Source organism: Fibrobacter succinogenes (genome assembly GCF_902779965.1).
Lineage (GTDB): Bacteria > Fibrobacterota > Fibrobacteria > Fibrobacterales > Fibrobacteraceae > Fibrobacter > Fibrobacter succinogenes_F.
Map to the genome: position 1 here is coordinate 21,469 of NZ_CACZDK010000033.1, position 18,784 is coordinate 40,252.

Annotated in this window: 15 protein-coding genes; 8 read left to right on the forward strand and 7 right to left on the reverse strand. The window is 48.7% G+C overall.

Going from position 1 to position 18,784, the window contains the following annotated elements; translation table 11 throughout:
• Positions 1–132: 132 nt before the first annotated feature.
• Together HUF13_RS13530 and HUF13_RS13535 are read right to left on the reverse strand one after the other, a co-directional pair.
• Positions 133–1,536, reverse strand: coding sequence for a TrkH family potassium uptake protein (locus HUF13_RS13530; RefSeq protein ID WP_173475622.1), 1,404 nt, complete (start codon positions 1,534–1,536; stop codon positions 133–135).
• 109 nt (positions 1,537–1,645) lie between these two features.
• Positions 1,646–2,557 (reverse strand): FISUMP domain-containing protein, encoded by a 912-nt coding sequence (locus HUF13_RS13535; RefSeq protein WP_173475623.1) that lies wholly within the window; start codon positions 2,555–2,557, stop codon positions 1,646–1,648.
• Positions 2,558–2,627: 70 nt separating this feature from the next.
• On the opposite strand from HUF13_RS13535, the gene HUF13_RS13540 reads away from it, so the two are divergent.
• Positions 2,628–3,020, forward strand: coding sequence for an NADH-quinone oxidoreductase subunit A (locus HUF13_RS13540; protein WP_173475624.1), 393 nt, complete (start codon positions 2,628–2,630; stop codon positions 3,018–3,020).
• A 148-nt stretch (positions 3,021–3,168) separates the two neighbouring features.
• On the opposite strand, the gene HUF13_RS13545 is transcribed toward HUF13_RS13540, so the two are convergent.
• A complete protein-coding gene (locus HUF13_RS13545) occupies positions 3,169–4,305 on the reverse strand; it encodes a hypothetical protein (protein ID WP_173475625.1) in 1,137 nt (378 codons plus the stop codon).
• 74 nt (positions 4,306–4,379) lie between these two features.
• On the opposite strand from HUF13_RS13545, the gene HUF13_RS13550 reads away from it, so the two are divergent.
• The 3 genes from HUF13_RS13550 to HUF13_RS13560 all read left to right on the forward strand — a co-directional run bounded on the left by HUF13_RS13550 (position 4,380) and on the right by HUF13_RS13560 (position 11,597).
• The gene (locus HUF13_RS13550; protein WP_173475626.1) at positions 4,380–6,236 is read left to right on the forward strand and encodes an ATP-binding cassette domain-containing protein; all 1,857 of its coding nucleotides are present in this window, start codon (positions 4,380–4,382) and stop codon (positions 6,234–6,236) included.
• Between the two features lie 92 nt (positions 6,237–6,328).
• Positions 6,329–9,406: an Ig-like domain-containing protein gene (locus tag HUF13_RS13555; protein WP_173475627.1), complete on the forward strand. Its 3,078-nt coding sequence runs from the start codon at positions 6,329–6,331 to the stop codon at positions 9,404–9,406.
• 340 nt (positions 9,407–9,746) lie between these two features.
• Positions 9,747–11,597, forward strand: coding sequence for a hypothetical protein (locus tag HUF13_RS13560; protein ID WP_173475628.1), 1,851 nt, complete (start codon positions 9,747–9,749; stop codon positions 11,595–11,597).
• Between the two features lie 161 nt (positions 11,598–11,758).
• Here HUF13_RS13560 and HUF13_RS13565 read toward each other — a convergent pair whose 3' ends face one another.
• Positions 11,759–12,940, reverse strand: a complete 1,182-nt coding sequence (locus tag HUF13_RS13565) for an acetate/propionate family kinase (protein ID WP_173387977.1) — start codon at positions 12,938–12,940, stop codon at positions 11,759–11,761.
• 247 nt (positions 12,941–13,187) lie between these two features.
• Here HUF13_RS13565 and HUF13_RS13570 point away from each other — a divergent pair, with 247 nt between their 5' ends.
• The 4 genes from HUF13_RS13570 to HUF13_RS13585 all read left to right on the forward strand — a co-directional run bounded on the left by HUF13_RS13570 (position 13,188) and on the right by HUF13_RS13585 (position 16,050).
• Positions 13,188–13,757, forward strand: a complete 570-nt coding sequence (locus HUF13_RS13570; protein ID WP_304039185.1) for a phosphatase PAP2 family protein — start codon at positions 13,188–13,190, stop codon at positions 13,755–13,757.
• Between the two features lie 143 nt (positions 13,758–13,900).
• Positions 13,901–14,578 carry a histidine phosphatase family protein gene (locus HUF13_RS13575; protein WP_173475629.1) on the forward strand — a complete coding sequence of 226 codons (678 nt, stop codon included), beginning with the start codon at positions 13,901–13,903 and terminating at the stop codon, positions 14,576–14,578.
• 122 nt (positions 14,579–14,700) lie between these two features.
• A complete protein-coding gene (locus tag HUF13_RS13580; protein ID WP_173475630.1) occupies positions 14,701–14,919 on the forward strand; it encodes a hypothetical protein in 219 nt (72 codons plus the stop codon).
• A 147-nt stretch (positions 14,920–15,066) separates the two neighbouring features.
• Positions 15,067–16,050 (forward strand): SIR2 family protein, encoded by a 984-nt coding sequence (locus HUF13_RS13585; protein ID WP_173475631.1) that lies wholly within the window; start codon positions 15,067–15,069, stop codon positions 16,048–16,050.
• 29 nt (positions 16,051–16,079) lie between these two features.
• Here the strand turns inward: HUF13_RS13585 and HUF13_RS13590 are convergent, their stop codons facing one another.
• The 3 genes from HUF13_RS13590 to HUF13_RS13600 form a co-directional block, all read right to left on the reverse strand.
• Entirely contained in the window at positions 16,080–17,054 is a 975-nt protein-coding gene (locus tag HUF13_RS13590; RefSeq protein WP_173475632.1) for a hypothetical protein, read from the reverse strand.
• An 84-nt stretch (positions 17,055–17,138) separates the two neighbouring features.
• The gene (gene folD, locus HUF13_RS13595) at positions 17,139–17,978 is read right to left on the reverse strand and encodes a bifunctional methylenetetrahydrofolate dehydrogenase/methenyltetrahydrofolate cyclohydrolase FolD (protein ID WP_173475633.1); all 840 of its coding nucleotides are present in this window, start codon (positions 17,976–17,978) and stop codon (positions 17,139–17,141) included.
• A gap of 450 nt (positions 17,979–18,428) precedes the next feature.
• Complete coding sequence (locus HUF13_RS13600) at positions 18,429–18,683, reverse strand: hypothetical protein (protein WP_173475634.1); 255 nt, start codon at positions 18,681–18,683, stop codon at positions 18,429–18,431.
• Between the last annotated feature and the right edge of the window lie 101 nt (positions 18,684–18,784).

Sequence of the window (18,784 nt, forward strand, 5' to 3'; positions counted from 1 at the left end):
GGTAAAATATAGAACTTAGTATTTAGAACTTAGAACTTAGTGTTTAGAAATTAGAGTGAAAAAAAACGGATTTGATGTGCTTTATCTAAGTTCTGCCGACTAAGTTCTGCCAACTGCGCCCGATAGGGCGCGCTAGCCCACCATTACGTCTTCTTCGGCGTAATAGGCCGTGTCCTGGAGCTTGGCGGCGACTGCGGAGATTAGGAACAAGGGGCCCATGCGGCCGATGAACATCACGCCGCAGATGACGATTTTTCCGACGAGGGAGAGTTCTCCGGTAAGTCCCATCGATAGTCCGCATGTGGCATAGGCGCTCACGACTTCGAAGAGGATTTCGAGGAATGGCCCGCTGTCGGCGGAAAATCTTGTGCCGGACGGGATTTCCGTGCAGAGGAGGATGAGCGTTGCTGTTCCGATGACCACGATGGCGACGACGAAAATTCGAATGGCCTTGTCGATGGTGTTGTTCGGGATGGTGCGTCCCATGACCTGGGTCTTTTCTCTACCGAGAAGCCTGTTTACGCCAAGGAGCCCGATGACCGCTGCCGTAGTAATCTTTATGCCGCCTCCGCAGCTGCCGGGGTTTGCGCCGATGAACATGATAATGATGAAGAAGAACAGCGAGGCTTGCGTGAGGTCGGGAATGTTGATGGAGTTGAGTCCGGCGGTACGGCTTGAGAATGTCATGAACAATACGGACTGGATGTTTTCACCGAAAGTGTGGCCGCTAAAGAGGTTGTTGTGTTCGGTGAATGCAAAGACGGCGATGCTTACGCCAATGACAATAAAAGTGCCGTAAGTAGCGATGCGCGTGTGCAAAGAAAGGCGTCGGACTTCTTTGTGCTTAAAATCGAAGAGGTAGCGGAGTTCTGCAATGGCAAGGAATCCAAAGCCGCCTGCAAGCACGAGAATGCAGGTGGTGATGTTCATGACAGGGTTGTACTGGAAGCTGACGAGCGAGTCGGGGAACAGCGTGAAGCCCACACCGCAGAAGGAACTGACCGCTTGGAAAATCGAGCAGAAGACGCGGTCGTACATTTCCATGGACTCGAACTGCGTGAAATAGACAACGCCGCCAATCAGTTCTAGCCCGAACGTAAAGGGGATGACGGCCCTGAGAATGCGGCCTGCGTCGATGCTGCCTTCTTGCGTGAATTCGGAAAGGAATACGGACTGGTGGCTAAATCCCGGGTGCATCCCAGCGAGCAAGATAAGCGTTGTAGAGGCGGTCATAATGCCAAGACCGCCGAATTGCATCAAGACTACTATAATCCAAAGCCCGGTGTGCGTAAACGTGGAAGGAATATCGACAACGGAAAGACCTGTGACGCAAACGGCGGACATGGCTGTAAAGAATGCTTCGATTAAACTAATGGGACGACTTGCCGCCTGCGGAAGGGTTAGGAGCCCCGTACCGATAACGATCAGCAGAAGATAGCCTAGCACCACCAACATGATAGGGTTGGCCTGGGTCCTCGTCTTGAAAACGTTCTCGGATAGCGAGTCCGTGAACATTTGGTACTTTGAACGTAGCATAAAAGAGAATTTAGTAAAGTTGGATGTACGATTCTCGTGTAAAAAGGAAAAGGACCTCGCCTGCATAAGCAGGTAAGGTCCTTTGTGTAAGGAGGAAACTTTTTGAGAATTAATCTTGGACGCAACGGACGCTGAAGCGCTTGGCCTTCGAGTCTACCTGGAAGAACTTCGCCTTATCGTCTGGGTCGTCTTCCTTGGGCTTGAAGTAATCGGGAGATTTTTCCACGATGATGAGGGCTCCGCTACTTCCACCATTATCATTGTATTTCTTGTCGGTACTTTGCGGTTCGCTGGATGTCCAGTGGAAGCCCATGTCACCCAGGAAGTTGCAGTCGCCGTCCTTGCAACGGCCGCTGTAAGTCCAAGGAACACTTTCGTCGTCGAGAGCTGCTTGAGCTTCTGCACGGTTGGGAAGTCTCCAACCTGTTGGGCATGCCTTTTGAGCCGAGTTGAAGGTGTAGAGTCTGCCGTTAGAGGCACACTTGTCTTGTTGTTCGTTGTAGCATTCGCTTGTGACACCGGCATAGTCAATGTCTTGCGCCATCCAGAGCTTGCCACCAATCTGCATGAGCTTGTAAGACTTGTTGTCGCGAGCATCCGTCATCGTCATGCCATTAATAACGGGCGGCTTGTTCTCGGGAGTGTCGATTGTGATTGCGTTCTGAGAAGAGGACTTCGGAGTGACCTTGGACGAAGATGATGGCGGTACCACGGTTGCTTCGCAGCCGGGAGTCCAGCAGAATACCTTTTCTTCGATTAAGTCTGGGTAATCGACGTCCGGTGCCGGAACGTTGATGATTTTTTTCTCATAGACGGTGTTGCTTCCGCTGCTGCCGATGGTGACTTCGGACGACGAGGTGGGCGACTGCTGGACAGAGCTGGAGGATGACTGCGTCACAGTTGAGGAGGAGGATTCGTTATATCCAACTGGGGACGCTACCGGATTCGGAGCGTCATCAGAACATCCAACCAAATATGTCGTAATCCCTATAACACCAATTAATAGGATTCTTTTCTTCATGATATACCAAATATAGTTTACAAAAATGAATTGATATGGCAAAAACTTTTTTACTATCTTTGGAATCACTATGAGTAATGTTGAAATATTCGACACAACCTTCGCTATGACCGTTCTTGTGATCATGGCTCTCTGCATTCCGACCATTCTTCTGATTGCCAACTGGGTACTCCACCCGGGCAAGATCAAGCAGACTATCATCAAGGGTTCTGCTTATGAATGTGGTCTGGCTCACGTTTCCGGCACGGCAAACGAACGTTACCCGGTCAAATATTACATGGTCGCCATGCTTTTCTTGGTTTTTGACCTCGAAGTGGCCTTTATTTATCCCTGGACCATCCAGTTCCTCGCTGGCGGTTGGGAATTGCTGTTCATCCTTCTCGGATTCCTCCTGATTCTCGAAGCAGGTTACATCTACCTCTTGAAGAAGGGTGTCCTCGACTGGAACAGCGTTAAGGATTAATCCTTAAATCGTTGATTATTCTATCTCAAAATGGCGGATGCAGGCTTTCAGGTTTGCATCCGCTTTTTTTGTCCCCTAGACCCTTCCTTTGCTTACTAGAACTGTGACTGGATCCATCGGCTTTGCCTCAGGATGACGTTTCTAACCACTAGAACGCGTCGCGGACGTACATCGTCATGCCGACGTTCTTGAAATCTACCCATGAAAGTTCGCAGCGGGCGTATAAGTTTTCCTTCTTGTTGAGGGCGAACCGCCCCCCGAAGCCAAGGCTCCTGTGCCACTTGTTACGCATAAGGTCGCTGAAGTAATCGCCTGTTTTCCCGCCTTCGAAGAAGATGTCGCCTGCAAGTCGCCAGAAGAGTTTCTTGCGGAATTCTACTTGCATGAACATCGCCTGGTTGCCGTAGAAGTAGTTCTTTTCGACGCCACGGAACCGCTTGAGCCCGTCAGACCCTGCTAGTTTGTCGAAAGGCGCGTTCCCGTCGACGCGTTGCCAAAGGAAACCGACTGCCATGGATGTATTCCAGATAAATTCAGAATAGCCGCGGATGTCAAGTTCTTGATGGGTGTAGTTGTAATCGCCCATTCCTTTGTTGTAAAAGTAGTGCCCCCATTGGACTAGGTATCCATGTCGGGCCCAGTTGGTGTTGTCGCGGGTGTCGATGGAAAGGTGGTAGCCGATGCCATTGCGCCATCCATCGCTGTTTTGAGGTTCCTTAATGCTACCGTGATAGTGGTAGTTGTTGAAGTCGACGTTGGTTTTGTTGATTTCAAGGAACAGCCCGTAATTAAAGTCGGGATGCCATTGTGCCGTACCAAAATTTGTATTGATATGCGTCTTGATGTAGAAGGTCTGGCGATCGAACTTGCGGTAGTCGTCAATATCGGGATTGTTCTTGCGTGCAAAGTAGTTGCCAACCCAGTCTTCGTAGTGGAGTTCTACATTGCCCAAAATGCGGTCATTCAAGAGATAGAATTTAGGGGATATGGAGCCTGTCACTTGTTTGCGCGAGGTCCCGTAAAAGGAAAGGTCCAGCTCGGAGGCATGCCCGCCTTCGAAATCAGGCTTGAAAAATATAATGGCCATGGCGCCAAACTGGTACTGAGTTTCTTCGGTGTAGCCAAGTACGGGGACGGCAGAAAAACGCTGGAAGTCGTCTGCCGAATCATTGGCTGTTACGGTTGTGGAGCTATCTAATGGGCTTTCCACAGAGGCCTTTGCGCCTGCCAGAGCAGGTGCCGCGAAGGCTGCAAGTGCTAGTAGCTTTTGGGTCAAGAAACGCATTTCGCGCAAAAATAGATAAATAAACGTTTTTTCTATTTTTTGAAGTGAAAAAGTTATTATGGAAGGGTTAATTTATGCCCATTTTGTCGGCTCAGAATATTTTGCTGCGTTTTGGCGGTCCTCCGCTTTTGGATAATGTCTCGTTCGATATCGAGGCGGGCGACCGCATTTGCCTTGTCGGTCGTAACGGCGAAGGCAAGAGTACGCTGTTGAAAGTACTGACCGGCGAGATGGATACCAATTCCGGCGAAATCGTGAAGAAGTCGGGGCTCAAGGTTGCGCGCATGATTCAGGAAATTCCGGCGCATCTCGACGGGACAGTTCGCGACATCGTTATGGGTCGCGTGTCCGTGGTGAGCGGTGGATCTGTGATTTCCAAGAAGATTTTGGACGATGGTGCGCATAACGCGACTGCCGAGGCGATTCTTGGCAAGACGGGCATCGATGCAGATGCGCCTTACGATAGCTTGAGCGGAGGCCAGAAGCGCCGTGTGCTTTTCGCACGAGCTGTGGCTGAGGACCCGGATTTATTGCTGCTTGACGAGCCGACGAACCATCTGGATATTCCTGCTATCCAATGGCTAGAAGGGATTGTAACGCGTCTTTCTTGTGCGGTGATGTTCGTGAGCCATGACCGCGCTTTTGTGCGCCGTACAGCGACCCGCATTTTTGAACTGGACCGTGGGCGCGTGCGCAGTTGGGATTTCCCGTACGACAAGTTTGTGCAATTCAGGGACCAGGCTCTTGCCGAAGAAGAAAAGGCGAACGCGCTTTTCGATAAGAAACTTGCCGAAGAAGAAGTCTGGATCCGCAAGGGCATCCAGGCCCGCCGTACGCGCAACGAGGGGCGAGTCCGCGCCCTCATCAAGATGCGCGAAGAACGCGCGGCTCGCCGCTCCCGTACAGGCAATGTGAACATGCAGATTACGGAAGCCGACCGTTCGGGGCGCCTTGTTGCGCGCCTCAAGAACGTGAGCTATTCATACGATGGCAGCCCGCTCATTAACGACCTCTCGACGGAAATTAGCCGTGGCGACCGCATCGGCATTGTGGGGCCGAATGGCTCTGGAAAGACGACGCTTTTGCGCTTGATTCTTGGCGAACTCCAGCCGGAATCAGGTGAAGTCCGTTTGGGCAGCAACCTCCACATTGCGTATTTCGACCAGATGCGTACTCGCTTGCGCGAAGACAAGTCGCTCATCGAGAATATCGGTGACGGTCAAGCTTACATCACGCTGAATGGCGTCAAACGTCATGTGTTAAGTTATTTGCAAGACTTTTTGTTCTCTGCCGATCGCGCCCGAGGCCCGATTAGCGCGCTTAGCGGTGGTGAACGCAATCGCCTTTTGCTCGCGTGCCTCTTTAGCCACCCGAGCAATGTGTTGGTGCTTGACGAACCGACGAACGATTTGGACATGGAGACCCTCGACCTTTTGGCGGAACTTTTGGCGGACTATAACGGCACCGTCCTGACTGTCAGTCATGACCGTGCCTTCCTCGATTCTGTGGCCACAGGCATCCTCGCCATCGAAGATGGCGGGCGCGTTTTCGAGGCGGTTGGCGGCTACTCCGATTACGAGGCGAACAAGAAGCTCCGCGACAAGGAAGCCGCCCAGGCAGCCCGCCTGGCCGCCGAACGCGAAGCCGAAAAGCAAGCCCGCTCTAATGCCGGCGCCGGCGCCGCTTCTGCGACCCCCGCGCCTGCAAAAAAGAAAAAGCGCAGCTATAACGAAGAGCGCGAATACGCGGCCCTCCCCGAAAAAATTGAAAAACTCGAAAAGGAAATTGCCGATTTTCAGCTAGAACTTTCCAAACCCGAGGTCTACACGAATGCGCCCCTCATTGTGGAGCTCCAGAAAAAGATTTCGGATGCCGAGGCGGCTCTCGAACAGGCCTACGAACGATTTGAGGTCCTTGACAATTTGGGATGATTTTTTTTAGCTCCCCTAGTGACATTTGCGTAAGGATAATATAGATTTATCCTGATGGGTGTCAGGTGTTTTACTTAGAGGAGTTGAAGAAGATGAAATCGCTATCTTTGTCTTTGGTGATGGCGTTGGCCGGTGTCACGATGGGTCACGCCGCGACGGTTTGGAGTTTTGATAAGCCTACGGGCAACGATGTGCAGCCCGAACAAAATTGGTTCAGCTTTGCACAAGGTGGTTCTACTACGGGTAAACTGGTTGATACCCAGGAAGGGTATAAACAGTTTACGGTAGCTTTGGATCTGAATTCGAGTGATTATAGCACTGCTGGTTTTGGGTTCGTATGGAAATCTGTGAATGGCCAGGATGCTCCGACAGACCTTTCGGCATATTCTGGTATTTGTTTCACTTATAAGGCGGATCGTCCTTTCCGAGTGGACTTTAAGCAGCCTACGGTAACGGATTATAATTTTTACGGTGTAGTCCTTCCTGCACAAGAAGAATTTGCCGCCAAGTATGTTGACTTCCAGAGCTTGGCTCAGGAAGGTGGCTGGGGCACTACAGTCAGTTTGGATTTGACGCAACAGCAGGCCATCCAGGTGAACTACAAGGAAGGCATTGCCAAGAATCTTGAGTCAAGCGATTCCGAGAGAAATAAGAACGTTATTACGTTTGCCGCAGTTTCTCTTGGTGAATGCGAAACGGTTGTTGAAGAACCGACCCTTAAGCTTCTTGAACCCTATGACAAAGTTCAAACCGTAACTATGAAAGAATCGGATTCCTTGAAGATTCCTCTTTCGAAGATCTTTGCTGCGAAAGAAGGTGCCGAGGTGACGATTGCAACGTCTTTGACCGCCGCCAACATCTTGACAATGGTCAAGCCTGCAGGGGCTCCGGCTTTGAAGGATACGCTTGTCTATGTTTCGAAGAACCTCGATAAGGATACTTCTTTGACGCTTACAGTTCTTGCTTTGAGCGGAACGGAATCTGCAAAGACACAGTTTAATATTACAATTACCGATGAAGGTGAAGGACCGGTTGGTCCGACTTGCCCGGGTGACCCGGAATGCCCCGACGATCCTCCTGCAGAGAACCACCCCACAAAGGTGCTTGCTCCGTATGATACTATCGAAGCCGTGGTTAAGAGCATGGACGAGGCGGACACGTTGAAGATTCCTCTTGGTGATTTGTTCGCTGACGAAGATAACGACAAGCTTACCTTTGTTGTGGAAATGTCTGCCAACTTGATGAAGGTCTTGACTTCGCTCGATAAGGCTACTTTGAAGGATACCATCAAGATTGTTCCGTCTGGAGTCAAAAAGGATACTTCTGTCGTTATTGCCGTCTCTGCAACGGATGGAAAGTCGGACTTGGTTCATGTCAGCTATGTCGTATCTATTAAGGATTCGAACACCCCGCCTGTTGCTGTCGATACTTCGTACACGGTTACCGAAGGTGAAGTCTTGATAGTACCCATTGTTCGTGGGCTTGCTGTAATTGGTTATGATTTGGATGGCGATGACTTCCTCGTTGTGCCTATAGATTCGACCAAGCATGGTAAGTTGACAGATTTTTCTCAGTTGGGCTCGTTTGTCTATACGCCGGATAGTTCCTTCCGTGGCGATGACACATTGACTTATGTGCTCGTGGAAACTGCAAACCACGATATGATTAGTAACAAGGCTACTGTGGTTATTCATGTGGAACCGGTTAATGCTAAGCCGACTGTTACAGTTGTTGATAGTACATTCCTCAAGGATACTTTGGCTATTGACATGGACTTTGATGAAGATACCGTCTCGCAAATCAAGATTTCGACCAAGGCCTTGGTCTTTAGCGATCGTGAAGTGACTGAGGGCACGCAGAAGTTCACTTACAAGGCTATCGGAACGAAAATTGTTGCAACAGTTGATAGCGTGAATGCAAGCAACTACTTCATCTCCTTGAAGCCGGTGGCCAAGGCTAGTGGTATTGCTTCTATCTTCTTCTATGCATCGGATGGAAGGGATTCTGTGGGCGTAACCCTTTATGTGAAGTTAGTTTCCCCGAAGGATGTTGCTCAGGCCGAGAAGGATGAATACTCCACGTTTAATGACAGCACTTTGACTGTGGATGCCAAGAAGGGTGTTCTTGCCAATGACAAATATCCAGAAGGTGTCACGAAAGGCATGGAAGCTGTTGTTGCCCAGATGCCTGCTAATGGTACGCTCACCTTGAACAAGGATGGTAGCTTTACTTACAAGCCTGAAGCCGGTTTCGAAGGTATTGATTACTTTGGCTACTTTGCTGTTGTCAATGGTACGAAGTCCAACGCTGCTATGGTGACGATTGTGGTCGATAAGCGCAACTTGCTCCCGACTGTTGTCGTGGATGCTAAGACGCTTGATACGACTGTGACTGAAGATTTCCCGACTTCGAGAGCCTTGAAGTACACGAAGTCTGTGGTGGCCTCTTGGTTCAAGGATCCGGAAGGCGATTCGCTGACATTCAGTGCTAAGAGCAAGGATGGAAAGCTCAAGGTCGAAATTACGGACAAGGGCGTTCTCGAAATCAACTCTGCACCAGATTCTTCGGGCAAGGCTTATGTAGTCGTGACGGCAACGGACAAAAAGTCCGGTTCCAAGAGTTTTGAATTCTGCGTGAATATCACTCCGGTGAACGACAAGCCTGTGCTTTTGCATGGCGATACGGTTTATGTGCGCTCTTCTAATTGGAATGTCAAGTGGAATCTTGCAACGTTTGTTAAGGACGTTGACGGTGACACGCTTACCTACGTGCCGAACGAAACAAGCGCCTTGGCAAAGTATATGACCATTTCTTTGAAGGGTTCTGAACTTACCGTAACGTCTATTAAGGATCTTGCGTACAAGGAAGGTAACAAATACGCTATCGGCGTCAAGGTTTCTGACCCGAGCGGTATGAATGTGACGATTCCATTGTACATCATTGTCGATGAAAAACGTGCAGGCCTGAAGCCGCAAATCGCTCAGCCGAAGAACACTTGGCAGAATGCTGTGATGGCAAAGCGCGGTACCGTAAAGATCATGGATATGAAGGGCCGTGTGATTTGGAACGCCAAGCTGCCTGTGAACCCGGCTGAAGTCAAGAGTGTTTCTGCTCAGATTCAGGGCCGCAAGATTCTCCGCGTCAACAATCAGACATGGACGATTAAGTAAGCGCCAGAGCGCGCAGTTACTAGTCGATAGTTACTAGAGTGTCATGCTCACCTTCGGGTGGGCATTTTCTTTATTGATTTTTTTTGTCTTTGTTTGAAAATGTAGATTGTGAATTTTGATTTTGTATAAAATATTATTATTTTAATCTTAGGAGAACTTTGTATGAAAGTTAAATATTTGATATTCGCTATAGCATTTGCGTTGCTAAACGTGGGGTGTTCGGAGAAGAAAGAACACCCAAGCGATTTGAATAAGCGAAGTGAAGAAACGAAAACTGTTTTGGAGGATAGTAGCAGTGTTATTGATATTCGATTGGAAGGACCAAAGAGCAGGCCGACACATGGTAAATTATGTTTGGAAGGCTGTAGGAATTTGCCGTGTGATGAAAAAGTTCGTTGTGTTATGCGCAATTGTCCTGATATCAAAGCTGAGTGCGAATTGTGATTTGATTGATTCCTACACGGTTGCTGTAGAGTATAATACTTTGCTTGAACGAGAATGTTCGTCTCTTATGGGTGGAGGCGGAATCTATTACGGCAAAATTGTAGAAGCCAGTGAATCGTCACCAGTTTCTTGTGATGGAATTGAACGTAGTGATGGCTATGTTATAATCTATGGTTGCAATACGTGTACATCGAAAAAAGTCCAAGATCGTTTAAAACAAGATACCGTCGCTTGCACTAAGCAATGCAGGATGACAAGGAATAATTGCGTGTATGACGGCATTTCAAACGATTGGGGTGGATATTACAATACTGATCAACATCCATCCTGTAGTCCGCTGAAAAGCACATCTCTTCCCGGCTGTGCCGAGTCTAGTTCTTCTGTAGGTGAAGATGAACAAAGCAGTTCTTCTGAGACTCCTGTCAGCTCCGAAGCAGAAAGTTCCTCATCCGAAGAAGAGGAACTGGAATCTTCTAGTTCCTATGCAATAAGTTCTTCGTCCGGTGAAGATGTAGAATCGTCTAGTTCCGAAGACGAAATCGATTCATCGTCCAGCGAAGACGACGATGATGATGACGAAAGTAGTTCCAGCAGCGTGGGTGATATTATTCCGTGCTACAAACCCAATCTTGACGGCAAGTGTTCTGTGTTTACCTACGTGAGTCGGTCTCCGATGCCTATGGTTGGGACTCTCAAATTTAATGGTGACCCTGATGATGGCTTCATCGCGTATTATAGCGATGGTGAAGGATATCTAACTTTCAATTCCAACGTTCCAGCACAAAAAAAAGGAAATTTTTATTATGACTGTTACTACGACTCAAATAATTGCGGGCAGGGTGATGATTTGCCGCCGAAGATTGAAGGGGATGTATATTACTGTGTTCAGGGGGAGCCTACGTCTATGGGGTGTGCAACGCCATCGTATGCAACATCTATTGCTATTACAGAAAACTTGAAGTACAGAAGAACTCATGTTAGTCCGCCTAATATTACGGATGAGCAAGTTTTAAAAATTGCGAATGAAGCTGCGCGTACGTATTCGGATGTTATGATTTTTTGCATTCTGAACGGGGTTGAGAGAACTTTTGGAACGTTTGAGTTACCGAAAAAAGAAAACAGAACGATAGAAGATGTTTTTGATTTTATTAGGCCTAGACTTGATTATTGTCGGTCGCGCGATCGGTCATCTAGTAGTCAAATATCATCAAGTAGCTCTAGCGCAAAATCTTCTTCGTCGAATGTAAAATCCAGCAGTAGCTCAAAGACCATTGAAATTTCGTCATCATCAATAGAGGATAAGTCGAGTAGTTCTGTTAATAGTGAACGGTCTTCTTCTTCGAAATTAGTAGAATCGAGTAGTTCAAAACAAATGTCTTCGTCAAGTGAAGGAAATGTTTTTGTAGCGGGGGCCGATCAAGAATATACTCTAGGAAAAATATATAGTAGCGGATTACACAATATGGAACCGGGAAAATGTTATTCGCTGAATCCAGAGCGAGGAACTCAACGCGGCTGGATTAGTTCAAATGCGCAAGACTCTTGGTGGTGGATTGAAACGCCTTGCGAAAAAAATGGCAAGGGGTTATACAAAAGGGTTTCTGGTCATGTCGGTGGCGAAAGTGATGCTGTTTTAGAATCTTCTCAAACAACGCGGGCTTATTATAATGTTCTTGGTCGCAAAATGGGCAGGAATAAAGCTTTTGGGGAAAAACAGCCGGTTTACAGTAAAAAAATTCGAAAATAGGGATAATAAGTATAATTAGTTGCCTCTAGGTAAAAAATTATCCTAGAATGAAGTGAAAGGTTTTGGTTAAACTGCTAAAAAGCAAAGGCTCCGGATGCGGAGCCTTCTTTCGTTACAAGTGTAATCCAGCAGATAGGCCCGAAGGGCCCCCTGTCTACTGCCTACTTCACAAGTGCTTCGGTGTCGAGAGCGATAAGCAATTCTTCGTTTGTTGCGACGACGATTGCCTTCGGCGTGCCATCCTTCGTGATGAGGTGGTTGGATTCCTTGCCACTCTTGAGGTTGCGTTCTTCATCAACTTGGTAGCCAAGGAGCTTGAGGTTGTCGAGAGCCTGCTTGCGAACGTAGAAACTGTTTTCGCCGATGCCGCCCGTGAAAACGATAGCGTCGATGCGCGGGAGAGCCATGGCAAGACCACCGATTTCACGAGTGAGGCGGTAGCAGAAAACGTCGAGAGCGATTTGGGCGCGCTTGTTGCCTTCGCTTGCGGCCTGCGTGAGCGTGCGCATGTCGTTCGAGAGGCCGGAGAGGCCGAGCAAGCCGGATTCCTTGTTCACGAGGTGATCGAGCTTGTCGATGGTGCCGTATTCTTCGCCGTACTTCTTTGCGATGTAGAAGAGGATGGCCGGGTCGAGGCTACCGGAGCGGGTGCCCATGATAAGGCCTTCGAGCGGGGTGAAGCCCATCGTGGTATCGACGCACTGGCCGTTCAAGATGGCGGAGCAGCTGGAGCCGTTGCCGAGGTGAGCCGTGATGAGGCAAGTTTCTTCGGGCTTGGTGCCGAGAACCTTGCAAGCTTCGGCAGTCACAAAGCGGTGGCTTGTGCCGTGAGCACCGTAACGACGGATGCCGTCTTTTTCGTAGAACTTGTACGGGATACCGTAGAGGTAAGCCTTCTGCGGCATAGTCTGGTGGAAAGCTGTATCGAACACAGCGACTTGCGGGAGGCCCGGGAAGAACTTGGTAGCGCATTCCATGCCGGTAGCGTGTGCCGGTTCGTGGAGCGGTGCAAACAGCGTGATGCTGCGGATGTAGTCGATAACTTCTTGAGAGACCTTTTCGCTCTTGATATATTTACCGCCATGCACGACGCGGTGGCCGATAGCTTCGATTGTAGAGGTGAGCTTCTGTGCATCGAGGAACTTCTTGACCTGATCGACGGCTTCGGCATGCGTGGGGCAATCGAAGTTGAAGTCGATGTTGCCTTCGGGGCCCTTTGCTTTAGTGTGACCGTTGACGCCGATGTTTTCAACGAGTCCGCTTGCAATGGACTGCTTGGTCTGTGTGTCGATGACGGCGAACTTCACCGAGGATGAGCCGCAATTAAGAACGAGTACGCGCATGTTTTTATCAGTGGTTAGTGGTTAGTGTTTAGTAGGCAGTAGACAGTAGGAAGGATTTTCTGAACTTATTACTGTTCGTTTAGGTGTTGTCCTAAAGTCGTCATTCTGAGGCGTAGCCGAAGAATCCAGTTGTTTCTTGATAATTCTCTGGATCCTTCACTGTCGTTCAGGATGACGAAGTGCGGAATGGACCTAATACTTGCCACCTGTTTTTTCAAATAATAGGAATTTTGACGCGGAGTTGCGAGTGGAAAATTCTAAATTGACGTTGATGCTTAATAAAATTAAAGTTTTTGACAACCGCGTTTCGGTTTATTGGACGAATCGGCATTTTTCGCAAAAGGTAAACGGCTGGCTCCGCTTTTATGTGCGCCTAGGTGATGGCTATATCTGGGCTCTGTTTATTGCGTTTTTGGTTTGGAAAATCGGTTGGCAAAGTTTCTTGCCGATTCTTTGGCAGGCTCTTGTTTCGCTTGCGATGAGCCTTGTGATTTATGAAGGCGTTAAGCTCAGCACCAAGCGTCCGCGCCCGTTTGCAGCAAATCCACAAATCAAGGCCGAAGTTCCGCCGCTTGATAAGTACAGTTTTCCGTCGGGCCATACGATGAACAATTTGGCGGTGGCAAGTACGGTGTTTTATTGCGTGCCGCAGTATGGCTGGGTCATGATGCTTTTGCCGCTCACGTGGGGGCTTTTGCGCGTGTACTTTGGCGTGCATTGGTTCTCGGATATTGTTTGCGGATTCTTGCTTGGCGTCTTGAGCTTTGTGCTTGGGCATGCTCTGTGGATTCCGATTTCTGCCGCCATAGGTGCTTGATTCTTCTAAGTTCTGCCAACTAAAATTTCACTGGATCCTGCTCCTTCGAACCTAAGAATTGTAGGGTAATAAATTACCAACAATTCTATATCAGCCCTACAGGCTTCAGGATGACGTCCCTAAGTTCTGCCAACTAATACCCTATGACTAACGACTTTCTCCCCGCTTCAGATTTTTTTGCCCAGGTTGACTGGAATTCGAAAATTTATTTGCTGTTGCGCCATGCCGAACGCAACCACATTACGCCGCAGGATAAGGATTTCGGGGCGCATGTAGGGCTTACGGAACGTGGGCGCCGTCAGGCGGTTTCGTTGGGGCGCGTTTTCCCGGCATTTGGCGATGCTGTGTATTTTTCGAGTCCGGTCGGACGCTGCGTGGAAACGGCGCAGTGCATTGCGGAAGGCCGAAAGCTTGCAGGATATATGGATGGCGCGGGCGCCTCAATAACTGTCACGCCGCTTGATGCTTTAGGCGATTTTTTTGTTCGTGATGTGCCTGCTTACGAGCAGACGTTGAGGGAAGGCTTTTACGAAGGAATATGCAAGTGGCTTGAATCGGGTGAGCATGACGCGTTTTACCCGCTTCATGAGCGTGCCGAACAGATGCGCGAGATGATGTTTGCGAAAGCTGATTCCCGTTTCAACATCTTCGTGACGCATGACGCATGGATTGTTCCATGCCTTTCGCATTTTTGCGGTCTCAAGTTTGAACCGAAATGCTGGATGAATTTTTTGACGGGGCTTGCCTTTGAAGTTCCCGAAAAAGGCAATATCAAGGTGGCTCCTGTAACCGCGATGGAAACCGGCTGGCTGCATTTCTAGTAACGTTATCCTATTCTTAATATAACATGTAAAATAAATAAAACATTTGTTGTAAACGAATGTATTTTATTACTTTATGCATAAGAGGTGAGCGGTGAACCTGTGGCGAACAGGAATATGATGTGAAAACTCATTTCTGTTACGAAGGCGTGCCGTACGAGCTTTGCGGTGGGCAAAGATATGCTCCAGATGATCAAATCTGTGAGAATGGAAAAGTACGTGGCGTATATGGAGAAAAAAAGATTGTCTACGATTTTGAATCGCAGACTTGCAGAGGAGGGAAAATCTATAGCTGGTGCGGTAGCAAACGTTATGATCCAGAAACGCAAACTTGCCCATAGCGTAAATGGGTAGTTGTTAAGGTTGCTTCGCAACAGCTCCGAGTTACTAGTAACTAAGTCCTAATAACTAGCCCGTAGGGCGAAGTAACTATTAACTAGTAACTGTGCCGAAGGCACTTAGTAACTAAAAAAATATACATTAAGTCTATGATGCAGTCGAATTGCTATAGACGTATTTTTGTACTTGGTTCTGGTTTCAGCAAGTCCTTCTCGCCGCAGATGCCTACGCTCCGCGATTTAAACGAGCTTATCCCTTTTGGAATCCCGGACGAGTTTCCGCATTTCCGCGATTACTGCAAACGCTTTTTGGCGCTGTGCAATGGTGATGACGAGTACTTGGGCATTGAGCCTTTAGCGACGTCGATTCTCTCGGCGCAGATTTTTCCGGGCGAGCGCGAACGGCTTTACCATGCATCGCTGCGCTTCGAACTTTTGCGTTTTATTGCAAGCGTTATCCGTAACGACAATGCACTTGATGAACCGGCGGCTGCGATTCTCAAAAAATTTTTGGTCTCGTGCGAAAACGATTCTACATCGGGTTCTCGCGAGACGCTCTTGCTTTCGTTCAATTACGACACGTTGATTGAAACGGCGATAGCAAACGATGCAGAATTTTTTGAAAAAGTTTCTGTAGATTATGGCGTCAAGATTGACCCTGCTGACCGTTCTGCAAAACGCGGCCTGAAACCCCATACGATTGACCTTATCAAGTTGCATGGGTCGCTCAACTGGTTCCCGGTCAAGGGCGCAAGTGATGAACTCGATTTGAAAAACGTTTGCGTAGTTGAACCGCAAGATCGTAGTTTCCCGATTTACTGCGAAGATACGCCGATATTTATTCCGATGGCCCATGCGAAGGAATCGTTCTTGCGCGGGAGCCTTTTCAACTTGCTATGGTCCAAGGCCGATTACTACCTGAAAAATGCCGAAGAGATTTACTTTATCGGTTACGGTTTCCCGAAGACGGATATCAATAATTTGGAATTCCTGTTGCGCCACCGCGACCGCTTTAAGAAGGCGGTTGTGCTCGATAGCGTCGATCGCCATGACTTGTTGCGTTTGCAAAAACTTTTAGGCGAAGACCTCGTCGAATCGTGTGACGCAAAAAAATTCTTGGAAAAACTGAAGTAGTTGGTCCTCAAATTTTATTTTATCGCGATTTAAAATTCCGGCGCTTTGAAATGTCCGTAGAGTTCGCGGCCGTCGAATACCCAGACGACAGCTTTTTTGCCTTCTAAAAAGCTTTCTTTGCCTTTGAACATTTGCGGACCGATGTTGCCTCCGCCGACTTTGCTGATGGAAAACGTTTCGACGCTTGTCGCTGCTGCGATGTATGCGCCGATTTGCGCTCCGTAAGATTTGCCCTGGCTTACGTTGCTATCGCCGATGATGATGATGGGGGCTTTTTTGGAACCGCGGTACTTGTAGCCATCGGTACCCAAAACTTTTTTCTCTTTTATTTTGTATTCAATTTCTTCGCCGTGGAGTAGGTCGTAGAGGTTCCCGGTGCCATCGACAATGGTATCGTGTAGCGGGTAGTGCTTGCGGTTCATGCCGTAGAGGAGCGGAGCGATGGAATCCGCTGCCATGTTTGCGAGCACTAGTCTTGCATGGCCCGTGCAGTGGCTTTCATATGGTTCGAACATGGACGTTTCGTTGCCCTGGTTCTTGTGAAGCTCCTTGATTTTATCGAGCGCGTCGATGACGGTAACTTTATTTTTGCGGAGCTTCTGAACCCACTTCTTGTATTGCGGAAGGTTGATACCTTTTTTCGCCTTGTCTGAATATTGTTCGGGAACGGCTAAGAGTTTGTCGGGGACGGGAACGACGATGAGCTTGATGCCTCGCGCTTCGAGCGAATCCTTGAAGGCGATGATTTGCGGCGTGTTGTCGTTCCAGCGCTTGGTGGCGTTTAATAAACTCTCTTGCAAAAAGAGCCAGCCGTCCTTGCCTTCGACTGCGCATGCGACTTCTTCGGTGGTGCTGCCGCATTTTTTCATGTCGCGCACCATTTGCTTTTGCAGTTCAGATGCGGTGGTCGGAGCGCTAAAGGCATGCTGTGTGCACAAAGCGAAAAGCGCCACGAGGGCGCTCTTCGTTACTTTAAGCCATTTGCTGACGGATGAATCAATCATTAAATGCCTTGGAATGCATTGACCCTATCGGCTTCGCTTCAAGGATTGCATTGCCTAACCCCTATAAAACCTAATACTTAAAATCTACTTAATCAGCGATTCTCCGGATTCGACGCTCTGGTAGATGAGGGTGTTTATGGTCATCGGACCGACACCGCCCGGTACCGGAGTGTATGCGGATGCTACATCTTCGAGACCCTTTTCGATATCGCCCACGCCGCCCGGATGGTAACCGGCGTCCACGACGACTGCACCCGGCTTGATCCAGGACTTCTTGATGAATTCCGGCTTGCCGACGGCGCCGACCAAGATATCTGCTTGCTTCACGAATTCCGGGAGGTTTTCGGTCTTGCTGTGGCAAATGGTCACGGTGCAGTTTGCGTTCAAAAGCATCATGGCCATCGGCTTTCCGAGGATGGCGCTACGGCCAACGACCACGGCGTGCTTGCCAGCGAGAGGAATGTTGTAAGCCTTGAGGAGACGCATGATGCCGGCCGGCGTTGCGCAACCGTAAGCCTTCTCGCCCATGGACATGCGGCCAAAGCCGAGGCATGTCACGCCGTCCACGTCCTTGCGGGCGTCAATTGCTTCGAATGCGGCGCGTTCGTCGATGTGGCGCGGAACCGGGTGCTGCAAGAGGATGCCGTGCACGTTCGGGTTCTCGTTGAGTTCCTGAATCTTGTTTAAGAGTTCTTCGGTCGTGGTGTTCTTGTCCATCACCACGCGGATGCTTTCCATGCCCACGCGAGCGCAGGCGTTGCCCTTCATCTTGACGTAAGTGGCGCTAGCCGGGTCGTCGCCCACGAGAATCGTTGCAAGAATAGGGGTCTTGCCGGTCTTTTCCTTGAGCTTTGCCACGCGGGCGCTGAGTTCTTCTTCAGTAGTCTTGGCAAGAGCCTTGCCGTCTAAAATGAGTGCTGCCATAAAATCTCCATTTTTTGCAAATTTAAAAAATTTGGGTGGACCGCCAAAGGTGTTTTTTTAAATAGTAAAAAAAGTACGTTATGCGGGCGGGGCCCCAGCTCAGAGTGGATGCTTTCAGCATCAGCAATTACGGCTCAGCTATGTTTGCACAAGTGCAACCGCAGCATTCGCCTTTGATGCTCTTTTGCGAAGGCCGCACAGGCCCCTCCCTGCACCCTCCCCATCCTGGCGCAAGCGCCAACCTTACGGCTCAACCATGGCCATACAAGTATGGCCGCGGCACTCGCCTTGATCGGTTGTGGCCGACGCTTTTATTCTCACAACGATAGCTTGTTGTCGTTTTAGTTGATTTGCTATCGCGCATTTTGAGTTGGAAAAAAGCTAAGGAATAATCTTTAAAAAACAAAGCCCGCTTGTGGCGGGCCCCCAAAAAAATTTATTTAAGTTGAATTAAAATTTATTCCCAAAGAACGATGGGATGATGATACCGACGATAATAGCCCAAGGATAAGAGAGAGAACCCCTGAGCCAACCGGTTGAGTAAACGGGTTCTGGTTTCTTTAGGAATTGCAGCTCGTTATTGCTTTGCAATGTGGATTCAGCTACAACTTTTACTAAAGAATCTTTAACGTTATTAATGGATTCATCGAACAGCCTCTTTTGGGCTGCGGCCGAATCGAGATAACACTTAAAGCTGTTTTTCATTCTGTACTTCCCTTCTGATATTTCAAGATAGTAAATAAATACCTAATTTTAAAGGGGAAATGTGTGAATTATTTTACAATTGTAAAAATTAGAGATTTAAG

Excerpts from the sequence above, each read along its gene's own strand:
- HUF13_RS13530 (WP_173475622.1), bottom strand. The coding sequence starts at position 1,536 with ATGCTACGTTCAAAGTACCAAATGTTCACGGACTCGCTATCCGAGAAC.
- HUF13_RS13535 (WP_173475623.1), bottom strand. The coding sequence starts at position 2,557 with ATGAAGAAAAGAATCCTATTAATTGGTGTTATAGGGATTACGACATAT.
- HUF13_RS13540 (WP_173475624.1), top strand. The coding sequence starts at position 2,628 with ATGAGTAATGTTGAAATATTCGACACAACCTTCGCTATGACCGTTCTT.
- HUF13_RS13545 (WP_173475625.1), bottom strand. The coding sequence starts at position 4,305 with ATGCGTTTCTTGACCCAAAAGCTACTAGCACTTGCAGCCTTCGCGGCA.
- HUF13_RS13550 (WP_173475626.1), top strand. The coding sequence starts at position 4,380 with ATGCCCATTTTGTCGGCTCAGAATATTTTGCTGCGTTTTGGCGGTCCT.
- HUF13_RS13555 (WP_173475627.1), top strand. The coding sequence starts at position 6,329 with ATGAAATCGCTATCTTTGTCTTTGGTGATGGCGTTGGCCGGTGTCACG.
- HUF13_RS13560 (WP_173475628.1), top strand. The coding sequence starts at position 9,747 with ATGGTAAATTATGTTTGGAAGGCTGTAGGAATTTGCCGTGTGATGAAA.
- HUF13_RS13565 (WP_173387977.1), bottom strand. The coding sequence starts at position 12,940 with ATGCGCGTACTCGTTCTTAATTGCGGCTCATCCTCGGTGAAGTTCGCC.
- HUF13_RS13575 (WP_173475629.1), top strand. The coding sequence starts at position 13,901 with ATGACTAACGACTTTCTCCCCGCTTCAGATTTTTTTGCCCAGGTTGAC.
- HUF13_RS13585 (WP_173475631.1), top strand. The coding sequence starts at position 15,067 with ATGATGCAGTCGAATTGCTATAGACGTATTTTTGTACTTGGTTCTGGT.
- HUF13_RS13590 (WP_173475632.1), bottom strand. The coding sequence starts at position 17,054 with ATGATTGATTCATCCGTCAGCAAATGGCTTAAAGTAACGAAGAGCGCC.
- folD (WP_173475633.1), bottom strand. The coding sequence starts at position 17,978 with ATGGCAGCACTCATTTTAGACGGCAAGGCTCTTGCCAAGACTACTGAA.
- HUF13_RS13600 (WP_173475634.1), bottom strand. The coding sequence starts at position 18,683 with ATGAAAAACAGCTTTAAGTGTTATCTCGATTCGGCCGCAGCCCAAAAG.